We start from the raw sequence: 26,581 nt of genomic DNA on the forward strand, positions 1-26,581 counted from the left end.
ACAAAGTACACAAAGCCGGTTCATCGGCGATCAGGGCACGAAGGATACAAGGGCACAGTGGAATGAACAAGAGCACTTTTTGCCATCGTGCCTTTATATATTATAAATTCAAAAAGCTGCTCTGTGATCTTTGTATCTTAATTATAAAAAAGTCTTTGTGGGCCTCCGTGCTCTTCGTGCCTTTGTGGTGAAAAATAGTGTCCTTCGTACACTCCGAGACTTAAAAGGGCATATTCAACACAGCAATTATTTTAAAATAAGTTGGTGCCGCCTGGTGTAAACTTGGTCTAATTGGTGATTAAATAAAAATTCCGTGCGGCCTGGTGTAACCCTGGTGCCGCTTGTGAGCAACTGTTGTCTCAACCACACCAGGATTACACCAGGCGGCACGGAGTTTACACCAGGCCGCACCAACGATTTTTAATAAGTCTTAGAGAACTTAGAGCCAGCTTAGAGTAGCTTCGTGGCTGAAACAGTCTTCGAGCAGCCTGGTCTTTTTTTCGAGGGCCTTAGGGCCTATTGCTGCACGGGCTCTGTGGCCTCGATCTCGTGGTCGTGGGCCTTGGTGACCTCGTGCCACTCGGTGCCGTCGAACACGATGACGTAGTCGGCAACATTTTTTAACGCGATGGACAGGCCGGGCTCGGCGCCGAAGACGATGGTCTCCTTACCGTGGGCGTTGGCCTTCGCCAGGACGGGCTTGAAGTCCGCGTCACGGGTAACGATGGCGATGGTGTCGATGGTCGGGCTGAAGATGAGCTCCACGGCGTCCACGGCCAGGCGGACGTCCACGTCGCCGGAGCCGATGATCGGCTCAAAGCCCTGGTTCTCGATGGCCTCGACGAGCTTGTCGGACGCGTACTGGTTCAGGAAAACCTTGCCGACCTTGATGTCGCCGTAGCGCTTGAGGATATCTCTGACCACTTCGAGGTCGATCTGGAACTCCTTGCGGAGCATGTTCGGGCCGTCGACCAGGAGGGCGATGTTCCGGCGCTCCTTGCTCTTTTCCTTGAAAAAGGGGATCTTATCGAGCTTGAACGCATTTTTTATAGGTGATGATAACGAATTCTTGATAGGTGCCATGATATCAGCTCCATAAATATGGCGATACAATTACTTACAGTTCGCCTTCATGGTTATAATCCTGTCGGATTTTATACACGGATTGGCCAGGCAGTAATCGGAATGCTGCAACTTTTTATAATAATGATGTATTGATAAATCCTTTACTGCCATGGTGTTACTTTATAATCCGTTAGTTAAAATACCTTCTCCTGATATAAAATAAGGGGCGTATGCCCCTTACTTTATCGCGGCGAGCCGGTTCATGGCGTTGACGAGCGCCTCCACCGAGGCGCGGACGATGTCCTCGCGGGCGGCCCGGGCCGTGATCATGCGGCCTTTGCCGTCCTCGACGCCTACCACGACCTCCGCAAGAGCGTCCGAGCCGCCGGTTATGGCCTCTATGCGAAACTCGCGGAGCCGCATCCGGTTGCCCTCGCCGTCGACCAGGCTCTCGACCGCCTTCAGGGCGGCGTCCACGGGGCCGACGCCGGTCATGGCCCCGACGTGGGGCTTGCCGTCCACCGTGAGCCGTACGGTCGCCGTGGGCGTCACGGTGTTGCCCGTCATCACGGACAGCTCCTCGAGCACGATGCGCTTTTCCGTGTGCGCCACCTCGCCCATGACGGCCTCGGTGATCGCGTAAAGGTCCATGTCGGTGACCTTCTTGCCCTTATCCCCGAGCGCCTTCACGCGCTCCAGGATGGCGTCCAGCTCGGGGTCGGTCGGGTCCAGGCCGGAGTCGCTGAGGATCTTCCTGACAGCGTGCTTGCCCGTGTGCTTGCCCAGCACGAGCCTCCTCTGGTGGCCCACCATCTCCGGCGTCATGATGCCCGGCTCGAAGGTCTTGCTTTCCGTGATGACGCCGTGGCTATGGATGCCCGACTCGTGGGAGAAGGCGTTGGCGCCGACCACCGGCTGTGTCGGCGAGATCGGTATGCCCGAGAAGCGCTCCACGACCCGGGCCGTCTCGACCAGGTACTGCGTATTGACGCTCGTCTTCAGGCCATAGATGGAATGCAGGCTCATGACCACCTGGGAGAGGTCCGCGTTCCCCGCCCGCTCGCCCAGGCTGTTCATGGTGACCTGCACCTGCTTCGCGCCCGCCTCCACCGCCGCCAGGCTGTTGGCCACGGCCAGCCCGAAGTCGTTGTGGCAGTGAACGGCGATAGGGATCTTAACGTTCCGGTAAACTTCAGCTGTCAGTTTATGCATCGTAACGGGCGATGCCACGCCCACGGTGTCGGGAATGTTCAGGACGTCGGCGCCCGCGTCCTCGGCTGCCTTGCAGATCTGCACCAGGTAGTCCATGTCAGTCCTCGTGGCGTCCATGGCGGAGAACATGCAGGGCAGGCCGTGCTTTTTCACGTACTCGACGGCCTCGACGGCCATGGCGACGACCTCCTCCCGCGACTTCTTTATCGTATTCTCCCGCTGGATGTCCGAAGTCGACACGAACGTATGGACCATGCCCACGTCCGCGTCGATGCACGCATCGATATCGGCCCTTATCACGCGGGCGAGGCCGCAGACGGCACAGTTCAGGCCAAGGTGAGAGATATCCTTTACGGAATCCTTCTCGCCGGCCGATGATATGGGAAAGCCGGCCTCGATAATATTCACGCCGAGCCTGTCTAGCTGGCGGGCGATCTCAAGTTTCTTTTCGTGCGTGAAAGACACGCCGGGCGTTTGCTCTCCATCGCGGAGAGTAGTATCAAAAATGTCTATGGTCTTATTCCTGTCCGGTATTTCAACAGTGTAAAAAACGATTCCCCATGTGAAATCACAATAGGGGAGTATGCATTCAAGTATAAGAACGTTTGTATGGGAATAAAGAACTCAGCATCAGTATCTCAGCCCCATCCTTGAATCGGGCGATATATATTCATAACTATTGCTCGTCACGCAAGAGCAAGTATTTATATCCCATCGAGTAAAACAGATTACACGTAGGAACTTGGTGTTGAAGTCGCAAGCTATATACCCCCCAAACTGTTGCTACTAAAATTTAATATTTCCAGGTTCCTACACGATATTATCTCATTGCTTATCGTACGCGGGAGCCGTCTTTTTCACCGGGGCCCGGGCAGGCCCGTACTTCAGTATCTTCACCGCCTCCTGCCAGAAGATGGCGACGAAGGCGAACGCGGCGATGAGCAGCACCTGCGAGGGCGAGAGGCCCGTGGCCTTGATGAGCGTGCCCAGAGGCGTGAAGACGACGGCGCAGAGGAAGGCGAACGCGGCGATGGCCCAGGCGTCCATCACCCGGTTCGTCAGCGGGCCCAGGGATATGAGCGGCTCGCGCGCCGAGCGCGACACGAACGCCAGGAAGATGTGCCCGATGATCCAGGCGGCGAAGGCGAACGTTTGCGCTTCCGCCACGGGGTATCCGCGATACAGCGCATAATAGAAAGCGCCGAAGACGGCGGCGAACAGGCTGAGGCCGGACAGGGCGATGCCCAAGACCATGCCCCGGTCGAACAATTTCTTTTTTCGCTCCGGCTCGTAGATGGAGCGCTCCGCGGGCTCAGCCACGAACCCGGCCGAGGCCGCCAGGTCCATGAACAGCTCGAGGAGAATGATCTGGATGGGCGCCAGCGGCATGGGCAGGCTCAGCAGCACCGGGACTAAGAACACGAGTACCAGGGCAGTCTTGACCGATAAATAGTACTTAAGGCCTTTTTTCAGGTTATCGAAGAACTTCCGCCCCTGGAATATGCCGTGGCTGATCGTGACGTAGTTATCGTCGGCGAGCACCACGTCGGCGGCCTCCCGGGCCACGTCCGTGCCCTTGATGCCCATGGATATGCCGATGTCGGCCCCCTTCAGCGCCAGCGTGTCGTTGATGCCGTCGCCCGTGACCGCCACGACCTCGCCGTTCGCCCGGAGGGCCTTCACCAGCCGGTACTTGTCCTCGGGCGTCGTCCTCGCGAAGACCGAAACGTCCTCGACGACCCGGCGCAGCTCGTCGTCCGGCATCTGGCTCATCTGAGCCCCGGTCACGACGCGCTCTGCCGGTATGCCCACCTCGCCCGCTATATAGGCGGCGGTCTTCGGGTGGTCCCCGGTGACCATGATGGTGCGTATCCCCGCCCCGCTCGCCGTCTCGATGGTCCGCTTAACGCCGGGGCGCGGAGGGTCCTCGATCCCGGCGATGCCCACGACGTCCATGCCTTTTTCCAGCTCCTGGAACGGCCTGTCTTTATCGGCTTCCGCGACGGTCTTCCTGGCCACGGCCACCACGCGGCGCCCTTTTGAGGCATCGTCCGCGATGGCCCTATCGATGTCCGGCCGCGGCACGGATGAGCTTTTTAGGACTTGCTCGGGCGCCCCGGTAAGCAGCAGCTCCAGGCCCCCGGGCATGCGCCGCAGGAGCGCCCGTGTCTTCAGCTCCGGGTCGAAGCTCCGCTCCCGCAAGACCTCGCCCCGGGCCGTGAGCCCCGACTCATGGGCTTTTTCAGCGATTGCCCGGTCCGTCGGCGAAAGTGAGATATCGGTCATGGAGTCGAGCGCGGCACCGAGCACGGCATTGCCAGCCGGGAACACGTCCGCCACGCGCATCCTGTTCTCGGTGATGGTGCCCGTCTTATCCGTGAGGATGACCGTGGCGTCGCCTAGCACCTCGGCCGCCTTTAGCTTTTTAACCAGAAAGTTCTCCTTCGAGAGCTGGTACGCGCCCAGCCCCAGGACCATCGTGATTATGATGGGCAGTTCCTCGGGGATGACCGCGAAGGCCAGCGCCAGGCCGGTCAGGATCATCTCCCGCAGCGGCTGCCCCCGGAGGTAGCCCAGCAGCGGTATAGTGATGCTGAAGAACAGCGCCACGAATACGAGGCTCCCGGCCAGGGATTTCATGGCTTTCTGCAGCGGCGTCTTAGGCGGTTTTATGGCCCGGGCCGTGGCCGATAGCCTGCCGAGCCTGGTATTTTTGCCCGTCGCCTCCACTTCCGCCTTGCCCTCGCCCGATACGACCACGGTGCCCGCGAATATCCCGTCTCCCGCCCTTTTATACTCGGGGAAGGACTCGCCGGTGAGCGCCGACTCGTCCGCCTGGATACTGTAGGAGACGGCCAGCCGCGCGTCGGCCGCCACCCGGGTGCCCTGGCCTAAAACCAGCACGTCCCCGGGCACCACGTCCTCGGTCCTTATCTCCCCCACACGGCCCTCCCTCACTACGCGGGTCCTCGGCGCCGCCATCTTCGACAGCGAGGCGATGGCCTTCTTCGCCCGGTACTCGTTCCACACCTCGGCCAGCACCAGCAGGACGATGACCACGAAGATGGTGAGGGCGTCCTCGAGCTTGCCCCAGAACGAGTAGACGGCGCCCACGAAGAGCAGCAAAAGTATCATCGGCTCGGTAATTTCCTCCGCGACGATGCCCAGGAAGCTTACCTCCCCGGGCCTGGTTATCCGGTTCGGCCCGTACTTCGCCAGGCGCTCCCCGGCCTCCGTTTCAGTTAAGCCCGACATGCCCCGGGCAGTCTGATCCTCCACGCCATCCACCATTAAAAAAATAAAAGGGCCCGGTAAAAACCTTACCCGATGTTTGTCACGGCGCCAGATATTTATGCAGGCCTCGATTAATCCACATTCAATGGCCTCCTGGAAAGACCTCTGGCCCGTCCCGGCCGCGCTGATCATTTTCTGCGCGGCGGCCCTCGTCGGCCTTCCCCTCTACATGCATATGCAAGTGTCGGGGACTACCGGAGCCTACGCGCCCTTGTACTTATACGAGCACTCGCCCTATGATACGATCGCCGTCGAGGCCCATTATGAGCCGGGCGCGGCGCCTTCCGATAATGCTCTCGCCGGACTCCGGGAGATGCTTGAGAAATACACGGGCAAGCGCGTCGAAGTCTCTGTATATGGCGACCTGCCAAAGGGCGTCGTCAACGGGCCCATCACCGAGGACAACGTGGGCGACATCGGGGAAGGCATCCTGGAAAATTATAGTAAGGTGCAGATGGGCTGGGCCGGCGGGACCATACCGATCTACATAATTTACGTTAACGCGACCGGCCCGGCGGCGACGGGCGGCGAGAACGACACCGTCGTGGGCATCTCCTACCGGGCCGACTCCTTCTTCATCCTCAAGAACTACGTAGACTCGGAGGGGCTGGAAAAGGCCGTGCTGATCCACGAGACGGGCCATCTATTTGGCCTGGAACACGACGACGACCCGAACTGCGTCATGAGCACCGTGATGCTGGAGAACAAGTCGTGGGAGAGCGGCGGGGGCCCGCCCACCGATTTCTGTGCTAACCATCAGAAAGAGCTTGCCGACCGGAGGCAGGACCTGTTCTATAATGCCAGGCGAGCTATAACATACAATTAAAATACCATGTCGCCGCTGACGAACGCCTTCGCCCGCGGATCGGACGGCCTCTCCAGGATGTCGGAAACGCCGCCGACTTCCACGAGCTCCCCGTCGATCATCACGCCTATTCTGTCGGCCAGCCTCTTCGCCTGGGCCAGGCTGTGGGTGACCATGACCACCGTCGTCCCGTAGCGGTCGTTAATGTCCTTCACTGCCTTCTCGATGATCGCCACGTTATGGCGGTCCAGGTTGGCCGTCGGCTCATCTAAAAAGAGGACCTTTGGCTTGACCACGTATGCCCTGGCGAAAGCTATGCGCTGCGCCTCTCCGCCCGAGAGGTGCCGGGCATACTCCTTTTCCTTGCCCGACATGTCCAGCAGGGCCAGGACTTCCTTCACGCGGGCGTCGATCTCATATTTCGGCACGCGCCTCAGCCGGAGGCCGTACGCGACGTTCTCGTAGACGCTCATGGAGAACACGACGGGCTTCTGGAATACCATGGCCATGGACCGCCTCAATGCCATATTGCCGCTGCGGATGTCGCTGCCGTCGATCGTTACCCGCCCCTCATAATCGGTATTGAGCATGCCCAGGATACGGATGAGGGACGTCTTGCCCGAGCCGCTTGGCCCGACGAGGGCCAGGGTCTCGCCGTCGCGGACCTCCAGGTCGATATTCCTCAGTATAATCCGGCCGTCTACGCTCCAGCCCAGCCCTCTGGCGGCGATCATGCCTTCTCCCCCTGGATAAGGTTCACTGCCAGGTTCACGACGAAAGAAAGCGCCAGCAGGATGATACCCAGGGCGATGGCCTTGCCGAAATCGCCCATCCGGGTCTCCAGCACGATGGACGTGGTGAGCACCCTGGTGCTCCACTGGATATCGCCGCCCACGATCATGACGGCGCCGACTTCCGCTATCGCCCGGCCGAAACCGGCCAGGACGGCGACGACGATCGCCTGCCGAGCCTCGCCCAGCGTGATGACGGCCGTATGCATCCGGTCGGCGCCCAGCGATATGGCCGTATCGATGACCGACGGGTCCACGGCCTTCGTGGCCGTGATGGTCAGGCCAGTGATAATGGGCAGAATCAGTATGACCTGGGCGATGACCATGGCGGTAGGCGTGAATAGCAGGCCGAACGACCCCAGCGGCCCCGACCGGGACAGGATCAGGAAGACGAACAGGCCCGCCACGACCGGGGGAAGGCCCATGAGCGTGAAGATGAGGTTCTTTAGAAGCCTCTTGAGGGGAAACTCGTTCAGGGTTATGAGCGCTCCGAGCGGTATGCCCACGAGCGAAGCGATGATGGTGGACGTCCCGGATACCTGGAGAGAAAGGGATGCGATGTCCATGATCTCCGGGTTGAGGCTGGTGATTAGAACGGCTGCCTGGATGATGCCATCGATGATATATCCCAACTTCGACACTCCGCCTGCAAAATAAATATGCGCCCGCCGCTAAATAAATGGCGGGCGAGGTTGCGTCTATGGACTCTGGTGCGTTTTATCCAGGCGCCTGCGCCGACATTGAGGGGGCTTTAGGCTGTGGCTACCGTGCCGGGCGCAGGCGGGTTAGCGGATAGGAGACTTTGCTTGAATGAAGCCCCACGAAATGTAAATAATAATGCTTGATAAATATACTTTTCGTAACTTAATTTAGTTAACAAGATGCATATAGACATTACCAAAAAAGAAAAATAAGAAAATTACTTAGTATCCTGCTCAATTTTGAGCTCGATGTGCTTCCAGGGGGTTTCGACGCTGTCCAGGGTCTCTACCATCCCCGACACGGCTCCCGAGAGGAACTCCTGTACGAACTTGTTGAGGGGGACCTTTTTCCCATCGACGACTAGCTCTGCTTTCATTATTTCACCTACGTGCATATAGGGCGCCGGAGATATAAACATCACCTTTCGCAAATTTTGTTCCCTTAAGCCGGCCGCCCGGCAATATATTTTCGAGTCAGCGCTCTCTAAAGAAAAGATTATAAGCTTATCGAAAGATAATTGCTTGAATTATAGACGATATCGGCTTTTGACGCTATATGTGGGGACCATATCGGGCTTGTCGGCCGAAAAACTACGGTGGGTACTATGAAGGGCGAGACAGGCAAGGCCAATGGCCGAGGGGCAGGCGCGCTGTTACGGCGCTCCGCGCTTTCGATTTTAGTCGTTATCATATTACTGGTAGCCTCGGCGCCAGTTAACGCGGGGGATATGTCCCCGGGTATTTCTAATTCCAGCGTCTCCACTTACATCGTGGTCTTTAACGATACGCTGCAGTATAAGACAATGGCGGCGCAGAGCGCCTCAGTGCAGAGCGCCACCAGCATGATTGCATCGTACGGCGGGCGCGTGGAATGCCGCTACAGCATCATCAACGGCATGGAGGTCTCGATACCCGAGGACAGGGCTGACCTTTTAAAGTCGCTCCCCAATGTCAAATACGTCGAAAAGGACCAGCCCGTCTATGCGTTGCTCGATGAAGCCGTGCCCCAGATCGGCGCGGACCAGGCCTGGTCCGAAGGCTATACGGGCCTCGGCGTTAAGGTCGCCGTCCTCGATACAGGTGTGGACGCGACGCACCCGGACCTGAACGGCACGAAGGTTATCGCCTGGAGGGACTTTACAGGCGGGAATTATACGACTCCCCATGACGGGCATGGCCATGGTACTCACGTATCCGGTATAATTGCGGGTACGGGCAACGCGTCTAAGGGTATATACAGGGGGGTGGCCCCCGATGCCAGCCTGATCGAGGGAAAAGTACTGGACGATAATGGCAGTGGTTATAACTCCTGGATCATATCGGGCATGGAATGGGCCGTTGCCAGCGGGGCACAGGTCATCTCCCTGTCCTTAGGCGGAAACCATTCCCAGGCAATGGACGATGAAGTCGCGAAAGTAACCGCCGAAGGCGTGGTCGTCGTCGTGGCCGCGGGAAATAGCGGCCCTGCCTCGAATACGATCAAGTGCCCAGGGGACGCTCCTGCGGCCATCACCGTGGGCGCTGTAAATAAAAGCGATGTCATCGCCTCGTTCAGCTCACGGGGGCCAAACCTGGATGGCAGCGTCAAGCCCGATGTCACGAACGTCGGCGTAAATATATGGTCAGCCAGGGCCAGCGGCACTAATACGGGTATGGGAACGCAATATTATATACAAATGAGCGGCACTAGCATGGCCACCCCGATGACGTCCGGGGTCGTGGCGCTCATGCTCCAGCGCAACAGCAGCCTGACGCCGGCGCAGGTTAAGTCGATCCTCGAGACGACGGCAAAGCCTCTGGGCGGCAGCGTGCCGAATTATATTTATGGCTGGGGCCGGGTTCAGGCAAAGTACGCGGTCGATAATGCCACGATAGCGAATACAGCAATGACATACACTTATGGGCCTAGAACGGTCTGGTCCGACATGGGTAAGAACGGCTCTGTCACTGGCAGGGTGACTTCCTCGGCGAATTTAACAGCAGGCATTGCGGGAGCTTATGTCGCCCTCGTAAACGCTTTGAACGTCAGCCAGGAGTATAACCATACCGTTACGGATGCTTATGGTTATTACAATTTCACGGGCGTGAATGCCACTTATAGCTCTAATCTCCAGGAGGGCCCGAACGGCCAGACGGGCCAGGACTATCAGCTAGGGAACAACATGTACAAGATATATGCTAATAAGAGCCCTTATGGTCAAGGCTATTCTGTCTCTTTTGGCATCGACACGAACCAGAGCGGCGCTACAACGACGGCAGTTGTCCTCTATGCTCCGCCTGCGAATGTTACAGGATATGGACCAGAAACCGTATGGTCGGACCTGGGCTTGACCGGGATAGCAGCGGGCAGGGTGACGCTATCGGTAAACGGATCGGCCGGTATAGCAGGAGCATATATTGCGCTCGTAAATGCATCGAATGCTAGCCAGGAATATAATCATACAATATCCGACGCCTACGGGAACTACAATTTAACCTGCATTAACGCTACGTACAGCTCGGTACTTGGCCAGGGTCCCCATGGCCAGGCAGGCCAGGACTGCATCAATGGCATGAACATGTACAAGATCTATGCAAATAAGAGCCCCTATGGCGAAGGATATTCTGGCGCGTTCGGCGTCGACGCGAACCAGAGTGGAGTTGTTACGACCTCCGTGGTCATATTCACCAAGCCCGCGAGGATCGACCTGGTCGCCGAAAGACAATATGTGGCCGCGAACAGCTCGGACAACATCACGATAACCGCGTATATGTATGACGCATTGGGCTATCCGGTCGCCGATGGCTACAATATTAACTTCACCGTCGGAAACGCCACGAACAATAGCTTCATGAAAGGCGGTTTCCAGTGGGTCCAGGGTAACGGCAGCCTGGGGAGCGCAGGCAATGAAGTTTCGCTGAATAACCTTACACAAAATAACCTTGGCGAGGCCAGCGTCCAGTATGGGTGGGTGGGTCCGTCGTACAGCGGCAACAGCTCGACGATCTGGGCGTACAGCGCGGACAATGCCAGCGTAAACGCCAGCATAATGGTTTATTTGGACTGTCAATCTTACACTTACAACCTCACAAAGGGTTGGAACATGATATCCGTGCCCCTATTCTTACAAAATGATAGCGTGGATGCTTTCTTCCCCGCGGATGTTAGGGCAAACCTCACGGATATGTGGTATTATAGCAATGGAAACTGGGTCTATTATTCCGGAACAAGAGGATATAGCCCGAAATATGCTCACCTTACGAATGTTACACCCGGACAGGGCTACTGGGTAAAACTATCGAATAATACAACATTCACCATCATCGGCTTAAACGAGGTCAGCGGCGTATCCGCGGCAGGCAGCGGCTGGACCATGTTCGGCGTGAAAGGCCTGGACTCGACGAACGCCACAACAGTCTATTCTGGTAATAAGGATATGTGGTATTACAGTAATGGCCAATGGTACTATTATAGTGCTACGCGGGGATATAGCCCGAAATATGCGCATCTGGATAGCCTTGACCCAGGAAAGGGCTATTGGGTGCATCTCTGATCAGGAGGAGTAAAATGGATAAAAAAATGATTAAGCTCTTAATTGTTTTTACTCTATTTGCATGGTTATTTGGAATAACATCATTTATGGCTATGGCAGATGATACATCTCTTCCCCCTCCACCACCGACTGACCAATTCGGCGGCGGTAGTAGCGGTGGCGGCGGCAGCTATAACCCCCCAGTCTTTGCGACCTACACGACGCCTCTAAAATCCAGCGACGGCACCGTCATCGGATACCTCAATGGCAAAAACTTCAACAGTGTCCTTGTCTGGGCCGAGAAGAACGGCACCGTCGGCAACGCGAGCTACGACCTCACGATCGAGGGCGAATTGAGCTCCAAGCCTTCCAACGACTGCTGGCTCGACATCGACTTTTTAAACGCCAGTTCGGCGGCCGTGCCCCCGGGCATGGAGAGCGGCCTGGTGCTCGGCGTGCTTAACGTCACGAAGAGCCCCTCGGACTGGGGCTACAAGAGCAGCCCGGCGTATACACTTAAAATGACCGTGCCGGACGCCAGCGTTAATCCCGACGATCCATATTACATTATCTGGAGCGATGGCTCCAATTATCAGCTCAAGAAAGTCAGCCTGAGCGTGGCGGGGAACGAGACGACCGTTAAGTTCAACCCATCGAGCGATACGGGCCTGTTCACGGTCGTCCGGGCTCCGATGGCAACTCCCACCCCCACACCGACGCCGACTCCTGAGCCTACGGTAACGCCTTCTCCGACACCGCTGCCGGGCAACAGCATGTGGGCCTTCCCCATATTCATCGTCCTGTTCGTAGTCGGCGTGATCGTCGGCGCCGCGGCGCTGTACCTGCTGAACATACACCGGTAATGAAAAAAGCTCATTTTCCCTCATTATTTTTATTTTTCACGCATGGGCTAATTGAAAACAGTAAACAGAAGGTTTATTTTTATCACATTCATTTACATCATGTTATGCCTCTCAAGTCCGGCTTTCGCGCCTTAACGAGCATCGAGGGCGCGCTCAATATCTTTTTAAATTCATTCCCGCCTCTATCGAGGGTCGAGATCCTGCCCCTGGAGGACGCGGGCGAGCGCGTGCTCGCTTCGGACATTAAGGCGCCCCGGGACGTCCCCCATTATGACAGGAGCGCCATGGACGGCTACGCCGTTATTGCGGCGGACACGTTCGGGAGCGGCAAGGACGCGGGGGCCATGCTCAGGCTCACGACAAAGGACGCCATCGAGAGCGGCGAGTGCAGGCAGGTGCACACGGGAAGCCCCATGCCGGAGGGAGCGGACGCCGTTATCATGCTCGAGTACGTCGAGGCGGTGGGCGACAGCATCGAGGCGCTCGCCCAGGTATCCCCGGGACAGAACGTCGGCCGCCGGGGCGAGGACGTCCGGAAGGGCGACGTCGTCTTCCCGGAAGGCAGGCAGCTCAAGCCTTCCGATGTGGGCCTCCTGGCCTCCATGGGCTTTACGGAAGTATCGGTCTACGCGAAGCCCCGCGTGCTCATCATACCGACCGGCGAGGAGATCGTGCCCAGGGGCGAGGAGCCGGTCGCCGGGCAGATGAACGAGAGCAACGGCGTGATGAACTACCTCTACGTGAAGCGTTTCGGGGGCATCCCGACAGTGCACTCCATCGTGTCCGATAAAAAAGACGAGCTCTCGGCGGCCCTGCGGGAAGGCGCTGCCTACGACCTTATCGTGACCACCGGCGGCAGCTCCGTTGGCAGACGCGACCTCATCGCCGAAGTGCTCGGGGCCTCGGGCGAGGTGCTGGTGCACGGCGTGGCCATCAAGCCGGGGAAGCCCGTGGCGCTGGGCCTCGTTCGCATGAACGATAAAAAAACGCCCATCGTCTGCCTGCCCGGCTATCCGGCCGCCTGCGCCGTCGACTCTATGGTCTTCGTCGATCCGGCGGTGAAGAGGCTCGGCCACCTCCCCCCGCCAGCCTACAGGACTCAGAAGGCCGTGCTGACCCGTAAGATTTTTTCGGAGGCCGGATACCGCACGTACACGCGGGTGTCCATCGAGGATGGCAGGGCCACGCCCATGAGGACAAAAGGCGCCGGCATATTAAGCTCGATCTCGCACGCGGACGGCTACGTGGTCACGCCCGAGGATACCGAAGGCCGCGAGGCCGGCGAGGAAGTTGAGGTGGCGTTCCTTGAGTAGCAGAAAAGAGTTCAGGACCTTAGTGTCGCTGGAGGACGCACGCAAAGCGCTGGAGCCGTTCTACCGGCATACCGTGGAAAGCGTGCCGCTGGGCGAATGCTACGACCGCGTGCTGGCGGAGGACGTGTACTCGAAGGTGGACGTGCCGGGGTTCGACAGGGCGTCCATGGACGGCTATGCCGTGAAGGCGGCGGACACCTGGGGCGCGGACGAGGAGGCGCCGAAAACCCTCAGGCTCATTGGCATCGTCCACGCGGGTGACAGGCCAGGCATCGTCATAAAAGAGGGCACGGCCGCCGATATCGCAACGGGCGCCGTCATGCCCGCGGGGGCCAACGCGGTCGTCATGGTCGAGAACACGGACACGCAGGATAGCCTGGTCAACGTCCGAAAGCCCGTCACGCCCGGCGAGAACGTCATGCATACCGGGGCCGACGTGATGATGGGAGAGCTGGTACTTCGGGAAGGGACGACGCTCACGTCCCGAGAAGTGAGTGTCCTGGCAGCCGTAGGGCTGGATAAGGTCGCCGTCTACAAAAAGCCCGTCGTGGCCATCCTGTCTACGGGCAATGAGCTCTCTCCTCCCGGCACGCATCTCGAGCCAGGCCAGATCTTCGACGTCAACGCCTACGCCATCGGCGCCGGCGTGGAGGAGAGCGGCGGCGTGCCTTTATATTCAGGCATCATCCGGGACACGCCCGAGGCGTTCATGAAAGGCGTGCTGGACGCCGTCATGAAGGCGGACATAGTCCTGACGTCGGGGAGCACATCGGCCGGGGCCTCCGATATGATGTTCTCCACCGTGGGCTCGGTGGGCCGGGTCCTCGTCCACGGCATTAAAATAAAGCCGGGCAAGCCCACCATCATAGGCGAGGCCGAGGGCAAGCCCTTCATCGGCCTCCCGGGTTATCCCTCGTCGGCCCTGACGATCTTCAACGAGGTCGTCGCCCCCCTCATACGGCATAACAGCGGCCGTAAGGGCCGGACAATTAAAGAAGTGCCCGCCCGGATGGCGTTGAGAGTTACGGCCGAAGGCGGCCGGGAGGTGCTCCAGCCCGTGGGACTGCTGAGGATGCCCGGCGGGCTGGCCGCCTACCCGATCGAAAAGGGCTCCGGCGCCGTGACGGGCCTGCTGGACGCGGACGGCTACGTCGAGATCGGCGAGGACGTGCACGTGCTCGAAGAGGGCGAGCAGGTTAAAGTGCGCCTGTTCTCCGACGAGGTCACATTCCCCGATCTCTTAATAATCGGCAGCCACTGCCTGGGAATAGACGTCGTCGCCCGCATGATGGCCGCCCGGGGCTTCACGGTCCGCTCTGTCAACGTCGGCTCCGCGGGAGGCCTGCGAGCCCTGCGCAAGGGCATCGCGGACGTCGCCGGCATCCACCTCCTGGACGAGGCGGGCACGTACAACGAGTCCTTCGTCCGGGACATTCCCGGGGTCCTTCTGGTGAAGGGCTACATCCGGGAGCAGGGGCTCATCGTGGCGAAGGGTAACCCGCTGAATATAAAAGGCGTCCCGGACCTGGCCGGAAAGCGTTTCATTAATAGGACGAAAGGCTCAGGCACGCGGACCCTGCTCGACCTGGAGCTTGCCAGGCTGGCGGAGAAACGCCATAGGACGCTTAAGGCGCTGGCCGACGCTATGCCCGGCTACGACGTGGAAGCGAAGACGCACAGCGCCGTGGCCTCGGCCATACTGACCGGAAAGGCCGACGTGGGCCTCGGGATCAAAACGGTCGCCGACCAGAACGGCCTGGGTTTCATACCTCTCCGGGACGAGGAATACGATTTCGCCGTGCAGAGAAGCCGCATGGACAAGCCGGCGGTTAAGGCGTTCCTCGATATCATCGGCTCGTCCGGGTTCAAAAAGAGTATTGAAAAGCTGGGATACCGGCCCCGCCCTTGAAGCCGTAAAGGCTATATATAAACGCTCTCGCTTTTAGAGATAATATGGCAGGGGAAGCGGAGCCGTTATCGATCGAGGACCTGTGCGCAGCGTGCCACCCGGACCGCTGCTGCACGCGCTTCCTGTGGGTGTCGGCCGGGGACGTGGAGCGCTGGAAGGCCGAAGCCCGGCAGGATATTCTATCGCACATCCGGCCACGGATAGTCGAAGGAAAGCAGATCTACGAGGTCATATCGCCCGGGCGCTCTTGCTTTTTTTTAAAGGACGGCCGGTGCTCCATCCATGGGACGAAGCCCATCGTGTGCCGTAACTTTCTATGCCTCAGGGGACTGGAGCTGAAGGCGAGAAATAACTGGTAAGCATACTATACAGGAAAAATATTTATCATAGTAATACAAACCTATGCCAGGTATCTGGATGATTATATGGCGCTTATTTCGATAAAAAATGACAGGGTCACGCTACTCGCATTGTCGCTCGTGGGCTTCACGGCCTCGTTCACGGGCCACCTGATCTCGTCGAACCTCGGCAACTACATGGGCTCCTATGGCTCGAGCATGACCGTCATCGGGCTGGTCATCGGCTCGCTCGCCATCGCGGAGATCATTCTCAAGACGCCGTTCGGCATTCTCTCGGACCGCATAGGCAAGTTAAAGCTCATGCTGGGCGGCCTGGCGCTCCTCGTCATCGTCTCTTTGATGTTCCCGCTCTTCCAGACGCCACTGCTATTATTCATCATCCGGTTCATGCAGGGCGTCGCAATCGCCGCGTTCTCCACCACGTCGACGGCCCTGGTGGCCGACCTGTTCACGGACCGCAAGGGCGAGGCCATGGGCACGTACAACTCGATGAAGGGCGCCGGATATGCCCTCGGCCCAATACTGGGCGGCATAGTCACCCAGTACTTCAACTTTTTCGACACCTTCCTATTATGCGCCATCGCCGCGGCAATCGTGCTCGTGCTCTGCTTATTCTCGGTCCGGGAAAGCTTTACGCCCCCGAAGAATAAGCAGTCCGTCGGCATCATGCTGAAGGAGAGCAACAAGCTCGACTTTTTCAGCTGCTATTTTATCGGCATGAGCGGCATGCTGGCCTTCTACGCCATCGTCTCGTTCCTGCCCGTCTACGGCACGCAGAATATGATTGGCGCCGGCGTGACCGGTACCATACTGGGCATACAGGCGGTAATCTACGTGCTGGCCCAGTACTACTCCGGCAAGGTCGCCGATAAGTTCGGCTCCCGCCTGCCCATCATGATAGGCTCGGCGCTGCTGGCCATCGGCTTGCTATTGATCGCGCTGGTGCCAAACCCGTATGTGTGGGGCCTGGCGGTCATCTTCACAGGCCTGGGCATTTCGGCCCTCTGGGTAGTCTCGAACTCGTACCTGGCCTACGCGGCCCCTTCGGCCATTATGGGCACCGTCATGGGCATTTCGGGCACCTTCAAGGAGGTCGGCGACGGCGGCGGCCCAATTTTAATCGGCTTCCTGGGCGACTGGATCGGCCTGAGGGGCGCGTTCCTGTGCATCCTCGTCTTCCTGGCCATATCGTTCCTCATGGCGTTCACGCTGGATAATAAAGTCGGCCAGGCAAAGAAAGTAGAGGAGCCAGTAAAGGCACAGTAATCTTAATGGTATAGGGCCTTGTATGCCCCGGCCATGCCCACCGGCCCGGCCATGTACACGTCGTCCAGCGGCGAGGCCGGCCTTACGGGCATCTTCATTTTCATCTTCAGGGCCATATCCCGCCGGGGCCCTGTCGCGATAACGGCCTTCGGCGTGACGGGTTCCCTGATAAAGGCACCGTGGCCGCCCTCGTCGAATATCTCCCCGTTCGTGAGCGTGCCGTCGGCCAGCTTTCGAACATAGCGCGCCATCTTTTTAGGTGTCAGGTCAGCGGTGTGTGTCTCGAACACGCCCACGATGGTGCCGTCCTCAGCCACCGTGGCGGCCGTGGTGTGGCCGTTGCCCACGTCGATGGCGACCGCCGGCAGGGGCTCCCCGTGAAGGCCGCCAAATATCCCGGCGATCTTCGTGTCCATGACCAGGACGTCCTCGTAGCCCTCGTCGTTCAGGCTTTGAATGACGGCGCTTACCCTGGAAAACTCAGGCGTCTTTTTGGTGAATACGAAGTCACGGAAAGTGGCGCCCTTTTTGATCTTGCGGCCGAACTGCCCGAACCGGAACTGCCGGTCGCTCACCCCCTTCGGCGCCACGCCGTGGTCCTGCACGGCCACGGCCACGGCGGGCTTTTCGGGGAATGAATATCCCATCCCCGTGAACGCTTCCTTGAACGAGGCCATGTCGACGTCGCGGAGCGTAAGCTTCAGGTATGGCTTCTTCATGTCCCCCTCAGTGCCGACCTCGATGCCCCGCGCTTTGACCTGCTCCAGGTCGTCGCGGATGGTGCGGGCCGCATCCGGGGTCATCATGACCCTGTATTTCTCCTCATGCCGTATGAGGGCGCCGCTGATGGCCCCGCCTCCCATAGTATAGCCATCGCAAAAAATGTCTTTTCGGGCCTTTCGCACGGCGGCCGCATAGAGCTGCGTGGGCGCCGGCATCACCAGCTTGCCATAAAAGTTTAAACGTTCGTCCGTTAAAAGAATGTCCTGCGTCCCCGAGCCCACGTCGATCGCGAAAATGCGGGTCAGAGGATGCTCACCTCGCCGGTATCGGTGACATCGACCTCCATGTCCTCTTCCAGCGTACGATTGGATATCAACGAGCCCTTTTCCTTTTTAATGCGGGTGATGAGGTCGAGCGAGTTAGATTTTACGTGGATGCCCGACTTATCGGCGTCGGCGAACACGATCTCAGGGATCTTCATGACGTCCGTCCCTTTCTTTATGATGATGCGGACGGGCGAGACGATGCTTTCCCACTCCTTGAGGGTCTCCCGGGAGCGGTCGATGTTCTCCCTGGCCCTCTTCTCGATGAGGCTGACGTTGGCCCGGGTCGTCTTGATGCGCCGGGCGATCTCGTCCTGGGTGAGGCCGGACTGCCGAAGCCTCAGCACCATGACCTGCCTCTTCGTAAGGAATGATTTATTAGCCATCACGCAATGTTATGTTTTAATCGACTTTAAATTTTGGGTTCTGCTAACATGGACGACCTTCTTGTAAAGGACTACGATTCCCTGAAAGTTACGAGGAGCGGAGCCGAGCCCGCGAAGGACCCCGTCATCGTGGAGACGACCATCGACCTGTTAGTGAATGGCACCCGACTCTCCTCCATCGTGACCACGCCCGAGATGCATAAGGAGCTCGTCGTGGGCTACCTCATCACCGAGGGCGCCGTGCGTTCCCGGGATGACATTCAGGGCATCGAGCAGAAGGGCAACAAGGTAGACGTGAAGATAAAGAACTTCGAGCACTTCGACCTTTGGTACGAGCTCCGCTCGTCCGGGTGCATCGGCATTAACTGGGAGAACAGGGACGAAGACCTCTTCTTGAAGGTGGAGCAGAAATTCGCCATCGGCGTCATCCTGGACAGCCTGAAGTATCTGTACTCTGATGTTCACGACCGCACCCGGGGCGCCCATATGGCGTGCGTGGTGGACGCTGACGGCAAGGCAAGGCATACCGCCCTCGACGTGGGCCGGCACAACGCCATCGACAAGGTCGTCGGGGCGGCGACGCTCGAGGGCCTGGACATCACGAAGCTGTTCCTCTTATCATCGGGCCGCCAGCCCGCGGGCATGGTCATGAAGGCCGCCCGGGCAGGCATACCGCTGGTCGTATCAAAGGCCGCCCCGGTCAGCTCGGGCATCGACAGCGCGCGCCGGGCGAACCTGACGCTGTGCTGCTTTGCCGATAAGGAGAAGGTGAAGGCGTTCTCGTGCCCCGAACGCATCCTCGTCTAATACTTTCGCCAGGCCCTTACTATACTATTTTATTCTTTTCAACCGACTTCATCGTGATCGATATGGCAGGGCTTAAGGTAACGATCAAAGAGATACGGCCGATCAAGGCTGCATGCCTTGACGGAAAGGGCCCGTTTAACGAAATGGGGCCGCTCTTTCGGGAAATAAACGGGTGGATCAAGGATAATAACGTCCAGATGACCGGCATACCCGGCATCGCCCTGGAGCCCGATGACCCCTCCGAGGTCGGCCCCGATAATTGCCGTTACCGCGTCTGCGTCCCCATACGGGGCGATGCTAAGGGATCCTGTGGCGTCATGATAGAGACACTTCCCGGCATCCATGCGGCATGCACTCTGCATAAAGGCCCATACTTGGGGCTGCCGGCGAAGTGGCAGGAAATGATGCGCTGGGTAAGGGAAAATGGCTACACCATCGCGGACGTTCCCCGCGAAGTCTACCTGAATGACTGCTGGGGCTCCTCCGAATACGAGCTGCTTACCGAGATCCAGATACCGGTTAAAAAATAGCGTTAATTTTTTCTATTTTTCCAGTTCCACCACTTCAATAGCTCGGGCTCCCGGCCGCCCTTCGCATAATACGTGGCGCAGCGGAAGGCATAGAGCACGCAGGGGTCAGTTCTCTTACCATGGAGCTCATTTAGCTGCTCGTACAATCTTTCGGGGTCCTTATCCTTGAGATCGCATACGCAATTACACCCCAGGCTCTTCAGGTGCCCGGCCAGGCTCTTACCGATACCCGGTATGGATTCCAGCTCTTCCCGGGAAGGCTCATATGAAGACATTTTAAGTTCCCTCACTTTTCGAATTCCAGCAAAGCTGAGCGCTCCCGGACCAGCAGCGGGATCCGCTCCTTTCCGACGATCTCCACCTCGGCGGGCGTGATATCGTATAGGCGCATGAGCGCCTCGTCCTTACGATGGTCATAGTCGACCACATTCTCGTCGACCTTATCCAGCATCGCCCGCGCCGTATCCTCGGCGCAGCCCGGCCCGTCGCCCACGATGATGATCGCCACGTTGTTCTTGCCGGGATGGACACCGATCTCCAGCGCCTTCTCGATCTGGCGGCGGCCCCGCAGGTACAGCATGATCTCCATGCCCAGGTCCCGGGCCAGGTTCCGTTTTTCTTTAAATGCCTCTACGGCCCTGTCCGCGGCGAACTCGATGTGGGCCCTGCCGGCGATGCAGTCGGCGTTGACCGCCTGCACCGTGACGCCGCACTCCTTGCCTATCGCCGCCAGCTTCCCGATAAAAGCCTTGACGTCCTTGATGTCCACTTTGCCGCCGACGATGAGAAGACCGGTCATCATGCCTACATGCGGCTGGAATCCTATAAAAATTTACCTAAGGCGGGAGGTCGTCTAAAACCTGCTTCATGCTCTTGCGATAGACCCGAAAGGCGTCCTTACCCTTCTCCGTAAGGCGTAACGTCGTATGGGGCTTTTTATCGATAAAATCCTTGATGACCTCGATATAGCCCGCCGCCTCCAGCTTGCTCATGTGGCCGGAGAGGTTTCCCCAGGTCAGCCCCGTCTGGCGCATCAGGAAGATAAAGTCCGCCCGGTCAACGACGTACAGGCTCGCCATGATCAGGAGCCGTGCCGGCTCGTGGATCAGCCGGTCGATGTCCTCGTGCGACGGGGCTTCCCCGCCATCATTCGCTTTATACATCTGCGCCCTCTTTCGGCGCCGGGTTGTTGCTCAGGAAAAGCGCGAGCGTCAGTATCCCGGATACCAGTATAACCGCTCCGGCGATCATCAGTCCTATCCCGATTTTCTGGGGTACGTCGATAAAATTGTCTTCGGCCATAGGCGCATCTCCATATGGCCATAACTACTTTAAACAATATAATACTTTACCATATAAAGTACTTTAAAACTATTCGCCGAAGCTGAACAGCGTGCTCTGGCCCAGGAGGTCCTCGTCGGGCTCCGCCGATACGGTGACGTCCTTCCGGCCGAGCCGGGCCAGGATGCGGGCGGCCACCTTCTCCCCGATGGCGGGCACGGCGGCCAGCGTCTCCAGGGCGACGTTCTTCAATGCCTCCCGGTCCTTATAGCCGGCCTCGTAGAGCCTGCGGGCACGGACGCGGCCCACGCCCTCTAATTCAATTAAGTCCATGAGCTCCCTGCTGACGCCGTAGTCTATCCGCACGGCCAGCTCCCTGGCTTCCCGGGTCAGCGGCGCTTTAAGTAAGTGCGATATCTCGGCCGTCGAGTGCATCAGCCAGACGCAGGTCTCCATTAAGTTACGAACATCACCCGGGCCGATGTTGTAGAAGGCCGTCATCTCTTCCTCGTTCTTCTCGTTGACCCACATGTCCACGAGCGCCGCGGTCTTCACGCTGGACAGGAAGGACTCGAACTCCGTATCGTCCCCCACGTCCGGGACGTCCGTGATGAAGTCCGTTATGTGGTCGTCGGTGTATTTTATGATCCATGCGTAGTCGGAGCGGCGCAAATAAAGCGACCTCACGTCCGGCGTGGAGCATATTAGCTGTAAAAGCGCGATCTCCGTGCCGTAGGGCTCCCGCCTCTTTTTCGAGGCCTCCAGCGCCCGCACGATGATCGAGGCCGAGAGAGGGTCGATATACAGCCGGGACGTCAGCTTTCCCAGCTCCGTCGCCCGGAGCCGGTCCGCCGTCCTTATTATCATACGCTCTGCCTCTAAAAAGTCGAGCACGTTATCGATGACCGCGGACAGGTCGCCCCGCTGGTGGGCGTAGAACGTCGTGCCCATGAACTCGTTTAAGCCGATAACGTCACCGCAAAAATCGGTGGCGATAGCCGACAGCACGTGGGCCCTCATCGCGGGCTCGGTGCCCAGCTTGGAGGTGATCTGCTCCGGTAACGAGAGCACGTAGTTCTCCATCAGCTCGCCCAGCTCGTCGTAATTCTTGGCGATGAGCACGGCCTCGCCGTAGGGGTCCAGCCCCGGCCTGCCCGCCCTTCCCGCCATTTGCTTGTACTCCAGCACGGGGATGGGCACGTTCCCGTAGTTCACGTCGAAGCGCCGGTAGTCGCGGATTATTACCCGCCGGGCGGGCAGGTTCAGGCCCGCCGCGAGGGTCGGCGTGCAGGCGATGACCTTGATGTTATTCTTCCGGAACTCGGCCTCGACGATGTGCCGGTGTTCGCCCTTCAGGCCGGCGTGGTGGAATGCGATGCCGTGCTCCACGCAGGCGGCGAGCTTCGCGCAGGTGTCCGTCTCCGCGTGGCGCATGACCTGCTGCTTAATATCTATGAATTTCGCTTTTTCCTCTTCTGACTCCTGCTTAGACAGGCTCCTGGCGAGCTTCTGGGCGATGCTCTCGCTGCTCTTCCGCGTGTTGGCGAACACGATGCACTGGCCGCCTTCAGCTAATGTATCGGCGACAAGCGCCAGCACGTCGTCCGGGCCTGGCGTCTTGATGACCCGCTTCTCGCTGGAAAAAGTGATGGCCCGGCCGAAGAACACGCCTTCCTTCAGCTCGGTCGGCCTCCAGTCGCTGACGACGAGCTTCGCCCCCATCCAGTCGGCTAATTCTTTCGCATTGCCTATGGTCGCCGATAATGCGATGACCTGGAGCGCCGGGTTGAGCCGCCTGAGCTTGGCCAGCGTTACCTCGAGAGTCGGCCCCCTGTTCGCCGAATCAATCAGGTGCACCTCGTCGGCCACGACCACGGTGAGGCTCGACAGCCACGGGGCGCCGTTCCGGAGCAGCGAGTCGGTCTTCTCGGAGGTGGCCACGATAATGTCCCGGTCCTTGAGCCACTCGTCCTTCGAGTCGTAGTCGCCCGTGGAGATCCCGGCTCTCACGCCGAGACTTTCGAACTGCCGGAAGCGCTCGAACTTCTCCGATGCCAGCGCCTTCAGCGGCACGATGTAGAGGGCTTTGCCCCCGGCGGCGATGGACTTGAGCATGGCCATCTCTGCTAAAAGCGTTTTTCCGCTGGCCGTGGGTATGGCGGCTAAAAGGCTCTTCCCATCCAGGAAGCCCTTTTTCACGGCCTCGGCCTGGGGCGGGTAGAGCTCCTTGATGCCGGAAGCCTCGTAAAAGTCCTTGATGCTGGCGGGCAGGTCGAGCTCGGCTATTTTCATTAGCGCAATGGATGCCCCCATCTTAAATCATCTTTTCCCTCGCACCCCGAAAGTACTAGTCATGAATGTTACCACAGGGGACACGATGGCTTATTATTTTCACCACAGTGGGCACTGAGAAATAATTCACCACAGGGGTTCACAGAGGCCACAGAGGATATTATTAATTTTCACCACAGGGGTTCACAGTGGTCACAGAGGTTTTATTTTCACTACAGTGGTTCACAGAGGCCACAGAGGTATTTTTTTAAATGCTGAAGGGGACTCGCCTTTGGCTCGCCCCTCGCAGACCCCGCCCGTTGACTGTCTCGGTGGACTCTATGATGCCTCTGTGGCCAATTATAAAAAAACCACTGTGAACCCCTGTGGTGAAAATTAATAAAATCCTCTGTGGCCTCTGTGGACCACTGTGGTGAATTATCTCTCGGTGACCACTGTGGTGAAAATAAAAGTCCTCAGTGCCCACTGTGGTGAAAACAATAGCCTTCGTGACCTCTGTGGTTAGTCTACGGAGGGAAGCTGTACGATGAACCGGCTTCCCCTGCCTGGCTCTCCGTGCACCCTGTCCTCCACCCAGACACGCCCGTTGAATCCCTCCACGAGCGACCGCACGATATAAAGGCCCAGGCCGCTGCCGCGGGCCTTCGTCTGGCCGCGCTTTGAGCGAGAAAAGATGCTATCCTTGAGGTCATCGGGAATGCCCGGGCCGTTATCCTCGACGCTCACCTCGCAGCAGCGGGCGCCATTGTGTTTTACGGGCCTGATCCCGATGAATACCTTCAGGGGGCCGGTCGAATGCTTGATGGCGTTGCTGACGATATTCGAGAACACGTCCTTCAACAGCCGGTTGGCCCGTACAAGGCACGTGACGGCCGTATACTCGATGGTGACGTCCCTGCCGGGCACTACCATATATTCGGCCACCACTTCCGATAAAATGACGGAGAGATCGACCGGTTCCAGTTTCAGCTTCCTCCCCGTTGCCTGCTGGACCTTCCTCAGGTTATCGATGAGCCGGGAGCTTTCAAGGAGCATCGCGCAGGACCGGCTTAAATAAGTGGAGACCGGGTCGTTCACGGGTAACGTGTCCAGGGCCATCTCGAGGTATCCGAGCGCGACCTGGTTCATGTTGTTAATGTCGTGGCCCATGAGGTCCAGGTACATCTCGACGTTCTCCTTGGCGCGCTTCATCTCTTCCTCGGCATGCTTGCGCTCGGTGATGTCGACGGCCGTGACGAGGGTGGAGGGCTTACCGCGATACTCGATGAGCCCGGGCGTCAATTCCGCCCAGCGTTCCTCCCCGCCTTTTGTGATGAACTTGATCTCATAGCTCCTGGGAGCCGGGCGGCCGAGGCGCCGGGCATGGCCATAGCTCCTGACGGTTTCCTGAAAATCGGGGTGTATCCATCCCAAGAAGTCCATAGCAAACAGCTCTTCCTTCGAGTAGCCGGTGATGTGGCACATAGCCGGGTTCACGTAGATGAACCGCCTGTTCTGGTATATGAAAATGGCAGAGGACGTGGTCTCGGCAAGCACCCGGAACTTCTCCTCGCTATGCGCCAGCTCCTGCGTCCTTTCCTCGACGCGGCGCTCCAGCTCCTCCCTCGCCTTCCAGAGCTCTCTCACGTCCCGGAAAGACACGATGGCCCCTCTTTTCTCGCCTCCCTCCATCAGCGCGCTGCCGCTGAGCTCGACGGGCACCCGCCCGCCTTCTCCGTCGACGATCTCTATCGAGAAGGGGCGGACCGACGTTCCCGACATCCCCTTGCTGAATGCACGGACAGCCCGGTCCCTATAGCCGGCCGCGACAAAATCCGTGAAGTGGTGGCCGATGATATCGTCCTGTGACCGGCGCATGATTTTCTGCCCGCTGGGATTAACGTAGTCGACGATCCCCTTCCTGTTCAGCGTGATGATGCCGTCGTTCGTCGAAGTGGTGATCGCCCGGTATTTCTCCTCGGACTCCATCAGCTTTTTTTCGACCATGACCTGCGAGGTAATGTCCCGGATGGACTCGATGGCGCCGACCACCTTACCGTTGAGGCCGTACAGCCGGGCGGCCGACCCCCAGAGCACGACGTCCCGGCCCCTGACCCGGGCCTTTATCGTCAGCGCCTCGAGCTTGTCCTCCTGCGCGACGACGTTCGTGTAACTGCTCTCGACCACCTTGACCGGCTGCCCGATGAGGTCCATAAGCATCGGCTTGCGCTCCCCGTAGAAATGTATGGCGTACTCGTAGTTACCCTTGCCGAGCATGTCTTCGGCCGCCACGCCCGTCATCTTCTCCATCGCCTTATTCCAGGCCACGACGTGGCCCTCGTTGTCGATGACCATCGTAGGGTCCGGGTAGAACTCGACGACGCTGGACGGCAGGATCATCGAGCCGTGGAGCCTGTCATAAAAGTTATCCCTGTTATCGGGCACAAGGCCGACCATGACGGGCGCCTCCCATGGCCACCGGTAACTGTCTGGAAAAATCACTGCTTGCGAGGGGCTTTAATGAATATGCAAGGCTATACACAATACCTCCGCGCCCCCTATTGCGGATAGCATTTTTTTATCTGGTGATAAGTAAATTCTGGCACGCACACCATGTGCCTGTATAATTATATTATATTCGTGATTACTTATATGTTACTCAGGCATGAAATCCTTCTGAATAGAGATGACGTCCTCTGAATCTACCGCTGAAGCGTATGCATCCAGGGGCTCTTTGTTCAGGGCCAGGAACGTTTCTCCCCATTTGAACCTCTCCGCCACTTCCCTGGCCTGGCCAGCACAGCCTAAAATGTATAAGGCGGCGACGAACGCCTCGGCGCTGTTCAGCATGAAGGGCTTCCCGTAGTTCACGGGATTAGACGCCAGCAGGTAGGGCAGCGCCCTCTCTTCAAGGCGCTTCGGCTTTAGCTTCGGGAAAATGCGCTCCACCTCGCCCCAGGTGCAGTCGAGCACGACGATGCCCCTGCGGGCATATTCCAGGTCGGCCCTCGAAAGGGCCTTTTTCGCGATGGGGCTCAGCAGGACGGCGCCCCTCGGCAACTTTCCCACAGTCTTGTATACCGTCGCCAGACCGAACTTCTCCATGCGCCGGGCTGAGCACTTCTTCGGGTCGTCCTGGCGGGCGTGGTACACGTAGAGCGGGAGCATGG

General features: G+C 58.5%; 24 protein-coding genes. 9 read left to right on the top strand and 15 right to left on the bottom strand.

The features are described from left to right. Nucleotides 1-516: 516 nt before the first annotated feature. The 3 genes from VMC84_RS09645 to VMC84_RS09655 form a co-directional block, all read right to left on the bottom strand. The gene (locus VMC84_RS09645; RefSeq protein WP_325380044.1) at nucleotides 517-1,083 is read right to left on the bottom strand and encodes a TIGR00288 family NYN domain-containing protein; all 567 of its coding nucleotides are present in this window, start codon (nucleotides 1,081-1,083) and stop codon (nucleotides 517-519) included. A 219-nt stretch (nucleotides 1,084-1,302) separates the two neighbouring features. Beyond that, nucleotides 1,303-2,832, bottom strand: a complete 1,530-nt coding sequence (locus VMC84_RS09650; protein ID WP_349256766.1) for a 2-isopropylmalate synthase — start codon at nucleotides 2,830-2,832, stop codon at nucleotides 1,303-1,305. 270 nt (nucleotides 2,833-3,102) lie between these two features. Beyond that, nucleotides 3,103-5,568: a cation-transporting P-type ATPase gene (locus VMC84_RS09655; protein WP_325380046.1), complete on the bottom strand. Its 2,466-nt coding sequence runs from the start codon at nucleotides 5,566-5,568 to the stop codon at nucleotides 3,103-3,105. An 88-nt stretch (nucleotides 5,569-5,656) separates the two neighbouring features. Between VMC84_RS09655 and VMC84_RS09660 the strand changes: the two genes are divergently transcribed. Next, nucleotides 5,657-6,397 (top strand): peptidase M54, encoded by a 741-nt coding sequence (locus tag VMC84_RS09660; protein WP_325380048.1) that lies wholly within the window; start codon nucleotides 5,657-5,659, stop codon nucleotides 6,395-6,397. On the opposite strand, the gene VMC84_RS09665 is transcribed toward VMC84_RS09660, so the two are convergent. The 3 genes from VMC84_RS09665 to VMC84_RS09675 form a co-directional block, all read right to left on the bottom strand. Next, nucleotides 6,394-7,110: a phosphate ABC transporter ATP-binding protein gene (locus VMC84_RS09665; RefSeq protein ID WP_325380050.1), complete on the bottom strand. Its 717-nt coding sequence runs from the start codon at nucleotides 7,108-7,110 to the stop codon at nucleotides 6,394-6,396. The genes VMC84_RS09660 and VMC84_RS09665 overlap by 4 nt on opposite strands. Continuing rightward, nucleotides 7,107-7,799, bottom strand: a complete 693-nt coding sequence (locus VMC84_RS09670; RefSeq protein WP_325380052.1) for an ABC transporter permease — start codon at nucleotides 7,797-7,799, stop codon at nucleotides 7,107-7,109. Before VMC84_RS09670 ends, VMC84_RS09665 begins: the two co-directional genes overlap by 4 nt. A 287-nt stretch (nucleotides 7,800-8,086) precedes the next feature. After that, nucleotides 8,087-8,245 (bottom strand): hypothetical protein, encoded by a 159-nt coding sequence (locus VMC84_RS09675; RefSeq protein WP_325380053.1) that lies wholly within the window; start codon nucleotides 8,243-8,245, stop codon nucleotides 8,087-8,089. 228 nt (nucleotides 8,246-8,473) lie between these two features. On the opposite strand from VMC84_RS09675, the gene VMC84_RS09680 reads away from it, so the two are divergent. The 6 genes from VMC84_RS09680 to VMC84_RS09705 all read left to right on the top strand — a co-directional run bounded on the left by VMC84_RS09680 (nucleotide 8,474) and on the right by VMC84_RS09705 (nucleotide 17,090). Next, the gene (locus VMC84_RS09680) at nucleotides 8,474-11,401 is read left to right on the top strand and encodes a S8 family serine peptidase (RefSeq protein WP_325380055.1); all 2,928 of its coding nucleotides are present in this window, start codon (nucleotides 8,474-8,476) and stop codon (nucleotides 11,399-11,401) included. 92 nt (nucleotides 11,402-11,493) lie between these two features. Then, nucleotides 11,494-12,243, top strand: a complete 750-nt coding sequence (locus VMC84_RS09685; protein WP_325380057.1) for a hypothetical protein — start codon at nucleotides 11,494-11,496, stop codon at nucleotides 12,241-12,243. 104 nt (nucleotides 12,244-12,347) lie between these two features. Continuing rightward, entirely contained in the window at nucleotides 12,348-13,556 is a 1,209-nt protein-coding gene (gene glp / locus VMC84_RS09690) for a gephyrin-like molybdotransferase Glp (RefSeq protein WP_325380059.1), read from the top strand. Next, nucleotides 13,549-15,465 (top strand): molybdopterin biosynthesis protein, encoded by a 1,917-nt coding sequence (locus VMC84_RS09695; protein WP_325380061.1) that lies wholly within the window; start codon nucleotides 13,549-13,551, stop codon nucleotides 15,463-15,465. Before glp ends, VMC84_RS09695 begins: the two co-directional genes overlap by 8 nt. Nucleotides 15,466-15,509: 44 nt before the next feature. Next, nucleotides 15,510-15,824: a YkgJ family cysteine cluster protein gene (locus tag VMC84_RS09700; protein ID WP_325380063.1), complete on the top strand. Its 315-nt coding sequence runs from the start codon at nucleotides 15,510-15,512 to the stop codon at nucleotides 15,822-15,824. A 66-nt stretch (nucleotides 15,825-15,890) separates the two neighbouring features. Then, nucleotides 15,891-17,090: an MFS transporter gene (locus tag VMC84_RS09705; protein ID WP_325380065.1), complete on the top strand. Its 1,200-nt coding sequence runs from the start codon at nucleotides 15,891-15,893 to the stop codon at nucleotides 17,088-17,090. Between the two features lie 2 nt (nucleotides 17,091-17,092). On the opposite strand, the gene VMC84_RS09710 is transcribed toward VMC84_RS09705, so the two are convergent. Then, entirely contained in the window at nucleotides 17,093-18,094 is a 1,002-nt protein-coding gene (locus VMC84_RS09710) for a DUF1786 domain-containing protein (RefSeq protein ID WP_325380067.1), read from the bottom strand. A 20-nt stretch (nucleotides 18,095-18,114) separates the two neighbouring features. Beyond that, entirely contained in the window at nucleotides 18,115-18,522 is a 408-nt protein-coding gene (locus tag VMC84_RS09715) for a Tfx family DNA-binding protein (RefSeq protein WP_325380069.1), read from the bottom strand. Nucleotides 18,523-18,570: 48 nt separating this feature from the next. On the opposite strand from VMC84_RS09715, the gene fdhD reads away from it, so the two are divergent. Both fdhD and VMC84_RS09725 read left to right on the top strand, forming a co-directional pair. Next, nucleotides 18,571-19,329, top strand: a complete 759-nt coding sequence (fdhD, locus tag VMC84_RS09720; RefSeq protein WP_325380071.1) for a formate dehydrogenase accessory sulfurtransferase FdhD — start codon at nucleotides 18,571-18,573, stop codon at nucleotides 19,327-19,329. Between the two features lie 62 nt (nucleotides 19,330-19,391). Beyond that, nucleotides 19,392-19,859 carry a GyrI-like domain-containing protein gene (locus VMC84_RS09725; RefSeq protein ID WP_325380073.1) on the top strand — a complete coding sequence of 156 codons (468 nt, stop codon included), beginning with the start codon at nucleotides 19,392-19,394 and terminating at the stop codon, nucleotides 19,857-19,859. A gap of 2 nt (nucleotides 19,860-19,861) precedes the next feature. Here VMC84_RS09725 and VMC84_RS09730 read toward each other — a convergent pair whose 3' ends face one another. The 7 genes from VMC84_RS09730 to VMC84_RS09760 all read right to left on the bottom strand — a co-directional run bounded on the left by VMC84_RS09730 (nucleotide 19,862) and on the right by VMC84_RS09760 (nucleotide 26,579). Continuing rightward, nucleotides 19,862-20,134: a helix-hairpin-helix domain-containing protein gene (locus VMC84_RS09730; protein ID WP_325380075.1), complete on the bottom strand. Its 273-nt coding sequence runs from the start codon at nucleotides 20,132-20,134 to the stop codon at nucleotides 19,862-19,864. An 11-nt stretch (nucleotides 20,135-20,145) separates the two neighbouring features. Continuing rightward, on the bottom strand, nucleotides 20,146-20,661 hold the full coding sequence (cgi121, locus tag VMC84_RS09735; protein ID WP_325380077.1) for a KEOPS complex subunit Cgi121: 516 nt from the start codon (nucleotides 20,659-20,661) through the stop codon (nucleotides 20,146-20,148). Between the two features lie 34 nt (nucleotides 20,662-20,695). Then, nucleotides 20,696-21,022, bottom strand: a complete 327-nt coding sequence (locus VMC84_RS09740; RefSeq protein ID WP_325380079.1) for a transcriptional regulator — start codon at nucleotides 21,020-21,022, stop codon at nucleotides 20,696-20,698. After that, on the bottom strand, nucleotides 21,015-21,161 hold the full coding sequence (locus tag VMC84_RS09745) for a hypothetical protein (protein ID WP_325380081.1): 147 nt from the start codon (nucleotides 21,159-21,161) through the stop codon (nucleotides 21,015-21,017). The genes VMC84_RS09740 and VMC84_RS09745 overlap by 8 nt, the downstream gene beginning before the upstream one ends. A 69-nt stretch (nucleotides 21,162-21,230) precedes the next feature. Then, entirely contained in the window at nucleotides 21,231-23,432 is a 2,202-nt protein-coding gene (locus tag VMC84_RS09750; protein ID WP_325380083.1) for an ATP-dependent DNA helicase, read from the bottom strand. Between the two features lie 501 nt (nucleotides 23,433-23,933). Then, nucleotides 23,934-25,868 carry a PAS domain S-box protein gene (locus VMC84_RS09755; protein ID WP_325380085.1) on the bottom strand — a complete coding sequence of 645 codons (1,935 nt, stop codon included), beginning with the start codon at nucleotides 25,866-25,868 and terminating at the stop codon, nucleotides 23,934-23,936. 198 nt (nucleotides 25,869-26,066) lie between these two features. Further along, on the bottom strand, nucleotides 26,067-26,579 hold the full coding sequence (locus VMC84_RS09760; protein ID WP_325380087.1) for a DUF367 family protein: 513 nt from the start codon (nucleotides 26,577-26,579) through the stop codon (nucleotides 26,067-26,069). Between the last annotated feature and the right edge of the window lie 2 nt (nucleotides 26,580-26,581).

This window comes from Methanocella sp. (assembly GCF_035506375.1).
Taxonomy (GTDB): Archaea; Halobacteriota; Methanocellia; order Methanocellales; family Methanocellaceae; genus Methanocella.

Excerpts from the sequence above, each read along its gene's own strand:
- VMC84_RS09750 (WP_325380083.1), bottom strand. The coding sequence starts at position 23,432 with ATGAAAATAGCCGAGCTCGACCTGCCCGCCAGCATCAAGGACTTTTAC.
- VMC84_RS09675 (WP_325380053.1), bottom strand. The coding sequence starts at position 8,245 with ATGAAAGCAGAGCTAGTCGTCGATGGGAAAAAGGTCCCCCTCAACAAG.
- VMC84_RS09660 (WP_325380048.1), top strand. The coding sequence starts at position 5,657 with ATGGCCTCCTGGAAAGACCTCTGGCCCGTCCCGGCCGCGCTGATCATT.
- VMC84_RS09725 (WP_325380073.1), top strand. The coding sequence starts at position 19,392 with ATGGCAGGGCTTAAGGTAACGATCAAAGAGATACGGCCGATCAAGGCT.
- VMC84_RS09730 (WP_325380075.1), bottom strand. The coding sequence starts at position 20,134 with ATGTCTTCATATGAGCCTTCCCGGGAAGAGCTGGAATCCATACCGGGT.
- VMC84_RS09665 (WP_325380050.1), bottom strand. The coding sequence starts at position 7,110 with ATGATCGCCGCCAGAGGGCTGGGCTGGAGCGTAGACGGCCGGATTATA.
- VMC84_RS09760 (WP_325380087.1), bottom strand. The coding sequence starts at position 26,579 with ATGCTCCCGCTCTACGTGTACCACGCCCGCCAGGACGACCCGAAGAAG.
- VMC84_RS09685 (WP_325380057.1), top strand. The coding sequence starts at position 11,494 with ATGGCAGATGATACATCTCTTCCCCCTCCACCACCGACTGACCAATTC.
- VMC84_RS09755 (WP_325380085.1), bottom strand. The coding sequence starts at position 25,868 with ATGGTCGGCCTTGTGCCCGATAACAGGGATAACTTTTATGACAGGCTC.
- VMC84_RS09740 (WP_325380079.1), bottom strand. The coding sequence starts at position 21,022 with ATGTATAAAGCGAATGATGGCGGGGAAGCCCCGTCGCACGAGGACATC.
- VMC84_RS09715 (WP_325380069.1), bottom strand. The coding sequence starts at position 18,522 with ATGGCTAATAAATCATTCCTTACGAAGAGGCAGGTCATGGTGCTGAGG.
- cgi121 (WP_325380077.1), bottom strand. The coding sequence starts at position 20,661 with ATGATGACCGGTCTTCTCATCGTCGGCGGCAAAGTGGACATCAAGGAC.
- VMC84_RS09705 (WP_325380065.1), top strand. The coding sequence starts at position 15,891 with ATGGCGCTTATTTCGATAAAAAATGACAGGGTCACGCTACTCGCATTG.
- VMC84_RS09680 (WP_325380055.1), top strand. The coding sequence starts at position 8,474 with ATGAAGGGCGAGACAGGCAAGGCCAATGGCCGAGGGGCAGGCGCGCTG.
- VMC84_RS09655 (WP_325380046.1), bottom strand. The coding sequence starts at position 5,568 with ATGGTGGATGGCGTGGAGGATCAGACTGCCCGGGGCATGTCGGGCTTA.
- VMC84_RS09700 (WP_325380063.1), top strand. The coding sequence starts at position 15,510 with ATGGCAGGGGAAGCGGAGCCGTTATCGATCGAGGACCTGTGCGCAGCG.
- VMC84_RS09745 (WP_325380081.1), bottom strand. The coding sequence starts at position 21,161 with ATGGCCGAAGACAATTTTATCGACGTACCCCAGAAAATCGGGATAGGA.
- fdhD (WP_325380071.1), top strand. The coding sequence starts at position 18,571 with ATGGACGACCTTCTTGTAAAGGACTACGATTCCCTGAAAGTTACGAGG.
- VMC84_RS09645 (WP_325380044.1), bottom strand. The coding sequence starts at position 1,083 with ATGGCACCTATCAAGAATTCGTTATCATCACCTATAAAAAATGCGTTC.
- glp (WP_325380059.1), top strand. The coding sequence starts at position 12,348 with ATGCCTCTCAAGTCCGGCTTTCGCGCCTTAACGAGCATCGAGGGCGCG.